The sequence below is a fragment of the Oleiphilus sp. HI0061 genome (assembly GCF_001635675.1).
Window position 1 is genome coordinate 1 of record NZ_LWFE01001064.1, and the last position, 3,957, is coordinate 3,957.

Here is a 3,957-nt window from a genome sequence, read left to right on the forward strand (position 1 = left end):
AATAACTCAATTCATTTTTTCGGCCGCTAAAAAGCTAGGCATTCAAAATATTCAGTTTACCCCGCATTTATTATTTTTATCGCTGCGGTTTCTACAATAGAAGCTAACTACTATTTTTATTTTTATTTGTATAACTAATATTGGTTATTTTTATTTTTATGCTAGTAAGAGTAGCATTAGCTGTACCAGCACTTAATAAATACTTAATAAACAGTAACTTATGATTTTCTTATACGATTTATGCTTAAAGAGAGTGGTCAAAATACTAAAATGTGACAAAAAATCAGGTAAATATGTTTCGATAGGTAACGCCTGGTAACATTTTTGGAGGAAAGTGATTTTCTTAATTACAGTAAGTGTTTCCTTATGCAACAAAATGTGAGGCAGGTCTCACTTCTAGTTGCTCTTTTTGCGAGGTATTCCTAGTCGCTGTCTACGTTCCCATAGATTCTTACGGCTGATGCCCAGGCGCTTGGCCAGTTCTGTTTCATTCATATGGTCTTGGTTTTCGAGAACAAATTGTTGGAAATAGTCTTCGATTGATAAGCTTTTGCTAGAGGAGGCTGAAGACTTTTCGGCAGATGGGAGTTGGGAAGCTGCGCTGTAAGGGGAATTAACTTGTGGTGTAATCAATCCCTTTGGAATATTGATATCATCAACTTCCGACTCAATATCTAATAATTCAGCGGTAATCATCTTGTTATCGCAAAGAATGGTTCCACGCTCAATAGCATGTTCAAGTTCACGGACATTTCCAGGCCAGTGATATTCCTGAACGGCTTTCATTGCATCCGGACTGAACTTGATATTTGCTTGGCCAAGCTTGTCACTTGCTTTGGCAAGCAAAGTATTTGCAAGACCAAGAATATCATCGCCTCGCTCTCTTAATGGGGGGAGCTTGAGCTGGACAACATTTAGACGATAGAACAAATCTTCTCGAAATTGGCCAGTACGAGAAAGTGCCTTGAGGTTTCGGTGAGTTGCGGCAATAAGCCGAACATTAACTTGTCGAGACTGGGTTGAGCCAACACGCCTGATTTCCCCTTCTTGCAGAACGCGTAATAAGCGAGCTTGGGCTTCAAGTGGTAGTTCACCTATTTCGTCCAGAAATAAGGTGCCGCCATCAGCGGCTTCGATTAGACCGTTTCGAGCGCTTACTGCCCCGGTAAATGCGCCTTTTTCGTGACCGAATAGTTCGGACTCAATTAGCGATTCAGGGATTGCGGCACAGTTGATACAAATATATTCGTGATTACGACGATTGCTTAATTTATGGATAGCTCGCGCGGCCAGCTCTTTACCACTGCCTGTTTCGCCTTGAATTAATACGGTTGCTTCAGTAGGTGCCACTTTTTTCATTAAGTGGAACACTTTCTTCATGGCTTGGCATTGGCCGAAAATTAGTTGACCGATCTGCTTATCTGCATCGTCATCTTCATTGCTGGTCGCGCTCGCTAGAATGGGAGAGGGAGTTTGCTTCAGTATGCTGTTGACGATGTCAATCAGGTCTTTATGGTCAAAGGGTTTGGCGAGGTAATCAGCCGCACCAAGTTTCATAGCGTCGACAGCGGAGCGTAAACTGGCTTGCCCCGTAGTGACCAAAACAGGTACGCCCTGAGCTAATTTTATAATATCTGTCCCGGGCTGGTTGGGCAGGTGGATATCCGAAATGATTAAATCAAAAGAGGGTAGCGCATAAGTTTCAGCGGCCTCGTTGACTGATGATGCGACATCAACCTGGTGTAAAGCATCTTCTAGAAAATTTTGTAAACCCGCGCGGTGATCAATGTCATCTTCAATGATTAATATTCGGCGCATGTAGCCCTGCTTAAATTAGGTTTAGTTGCTTTATTGTGTGGTCGAAGAATCATAACTTATTTTGACTTCATACCAAAGCTGGCACGCGAAAACTCAATATGGAGATGGAAGCTCTTTAACTCGTGAGAGAACTTTAGGGTTCCAGTGTTCAATGGCAGTTTCTAGCATTTGAGGGATAGATAAGCATTTTGATGATATCTCAATCCCCAACAGCCTAAAGATACAGCTCAAATTCTCTTTGGCTTGGAGAGAAGAGACGGCCTTCGCGTGGTTTTGTTTACTCAGCTTCTGACCTTTAGCAGATAGTACCGGGAAATGAGAGAATTCGGGAGGCTTATAGTCAAGCGCTTGATAGAGTGCCAATTGCATGGGAGTAGAGAAGAGTAGGTCGTAGCCTCTTACGACATGTGTAATATTCTGTCGGTGATCATCATTAACCACAGCTAGTTGATAAGCATAAAAGCTTTCTTTACGCTTAAGAACAAAATCATCATCTAGTTTATACGAGTGTTCACCTTGCATGCCGTCATGCCAATAATATAGTTCTTCGGTATTCCTAAACTTCTGAGCACAGTTTTGCTTATCGACAGACTGGCGTAGGCAAGCTTCATTGTGTCGACCACCGTTTGTAGCCAAGTATTTTCGACTACAGGGGCAATAGAAAATTGCTTTTCTTAAGTCCAGTTTTGTTAACAAGCTTTCGTATTCAGCACTATGTGCTGATTGAAAAACTATTGGTTCATCCGAGAATAAATGGTGGGCTTCAAGTGTCTCGATAATTTGCTGGCTAGCGCCGGGTGCTTCACGTAAGGGGTCAATATCTTCAATTCTTACAAGCCAGGTACCCGAATTTCTCCTTGCCTCTAAATAGGAAACCAAGGCAGCGAAGAGTGAACCAAAGTGTAAAGGGCCGGTAGGGGACGGAGCAAAGCGACCGCGATATGAGCTCATAGATCTAAGGATATTGGGTAGGAGTAGCTCCCACCCAATCTATCAGGATTAAATTCCTGTTTGGCGCTCTTTAATTTCAGCGAGCGTTTTACAGTCGATGCATAGGGTTGCAGTAGGTCGTGCTTCAAGCCGACGAATACCGATCTCTACACCGCAAGAATCGCAAAAGCCATAGTCATCATCTTCGATGCGGTCTAAGGTTTTATCGATCTTCTTGATTAGCTTGCGCTCACGATCACGTGTTCGAAGCTCAAGACTGAACTCCTCTTCTTGTGTCGCTCGGTCACTTGGATCTGCATAGTTAGAAGCGTCTTCTTTCATATAATGCACAGTACGATCTACTTCTTCCATTAGCTCAAGCTTCCAAGCTAAAAGGATTTGGCGAAAGTGCTCGCCCTGTTCATCGTTCATGTACTCCTCACCGTCTTTTTCGACGTAAGGGGTGAAATTCGTCATTTCTTGGGATTTTTGTTGGTTTTCCGGCATAACATTCTTCTCATTGTTACTTACTGATTGCTTCTCGTTGGCAAGCCGGGACAACGAGATTCCATTTAGCATATTAAAAAGCTAAGCCCACAAAAATTAGCAGAAACAATCAAATTAAGCCAATTTTTCTTATACGAATGTAGAATTGGCAACATATTCTTTGTATAAAAAGATCATGATCGGCAGCTGAAGCAGGAAATAAAAGACAAGTGAGTGATTCGAGCTATACTGAAGTTCTAAGCGAAGGTTTTGATCTCTAAGACGAGACAAAGCTGAAAAGCAAATTCAAATTTTGCAGGATGAACGAATGTCCCAAAAAAGTATTATGCTCGTTGATGATAGTCGCATATCGCGCCTGATGCTGAAAGCTATTATCAGTGCGCACTATCCAGATTGGAGTGTGACTGAAGCTGAAGATGCCCGAAAGGCACTGAAGCTATGTCAGAGTGGTCAGTTTGATTTTATTACTTTAGATATGAATATGCCGGGAGTTGATGGCCTGACGATATCGCCGGAACTTCAAGAAGCGTGCCCAAGCGCGAAAATCGCTTTATTAACAGCGAATTTTCAGGAGCGAGTCCAGGAGCAAGCTGCAGAGCAGGGCCTTAGCTTCATTCCAAAGCCGATTACTGAGGATAAAATAATCGATTATCTTAAGAAATGTTTGGGCGGTGCCTAGTTCGGACTAGCAATTTGCTAAAA

Annotated in this window: 4 protein-coding genes; 1 reads left to right on the forward strand and 3 read right to left on the reverse strand. The window is 42.5% G+C overall.

Features of this window, described 5'->3' with window-relative positions; genetic code table 11:
* Positions 1-396: 396 nt before the first annotated feature.
* From A3735_RS14585 to dksA, 3 genes are all read right to left on the reverse strand, one after another.
* Positions 397-1,818, reverse strand: coding sequence for a sigma-54 dependent transcriptional regulator (locus tag A3735_RS14585; protein ID WP_068510009.1), 1,422 nt, complete (start codon positions 1,816-1,818; stop codon positions 397-399).
* Between the two features lie 93 nt (positions 1,819-1,911).
* The gene (gene gluQRS / locus A3735_RS14590; protein WP_068506845.1) at positions 1,912-2,769 is read right to left on the reverse strand and encodes a tRNA glutamyl-Q(34) synthetase GluQRS; all 858 of its coding nucleotides are present in this window, start codon (positions 2,767-2,769) and stop codon (positions 1,912-1,914) included.
* A gap of 48 nt (positions 2,770-2,817) precedes the next feature.
* The gene (gene dksA, locus A3735_RS14595) at positions 2,818-3,255 is read right to left on the reverse strand and encodes an RNA polymerase-binding protein DksA (RefSeq protein WP_068510075.1); all 438 of its coding nucleotides are present in this window, start codon (positions 3,253-3,255) and stop codon (positions 2,818-2,820) included.
* A 307-nt stretch (positions 3,256-3,562) separates the two neighbouring features.
* Between dksA and A3735_RS14600 the strand changes: the two genes are divergently transcribed.
* A complete protein-coding gene (locus A3735_RS14600; protein ID WP_068510011.1) occupies positions 3,563-3,934 on the forward strand; it encodes a response regulator in 372 nt (123 codons plus the stop codon).
* Positions 3,935-3,957: the final 23 nt, after the last annotated feature.

Bases quoted from the DNA above. Each gene is read 5' to 3' on its own strand.
- gluQRS (WP_068506845.1), bottom strand. From the start codon at position 2,769: ATGAGCTCATATCGCGGTCGCTTTGCTCCGTCCCCTACCGGCCCTTTA.
- A3735_RS14600 (WP_068510011.1), top strand. From the start codon at position 3,563: ATGTCCCAAAAAAGTATTATGCTCGTTGATGATAGTCGCATATCGCGC.
- dksA (WP_068510075.1), bottom strand. From the start codon at position 3,255: ATGCCGGAAAACCAACAAAAATCCCAAGAAATGACGAATTTCACCCCT.
- A3735_RS14585 (WP_068510009.1), bottom strand. From the start codon at position 1,818: ATGCGCCGAATATTAATCATTGAAGATGACATTGATCACCGCGCGGGT.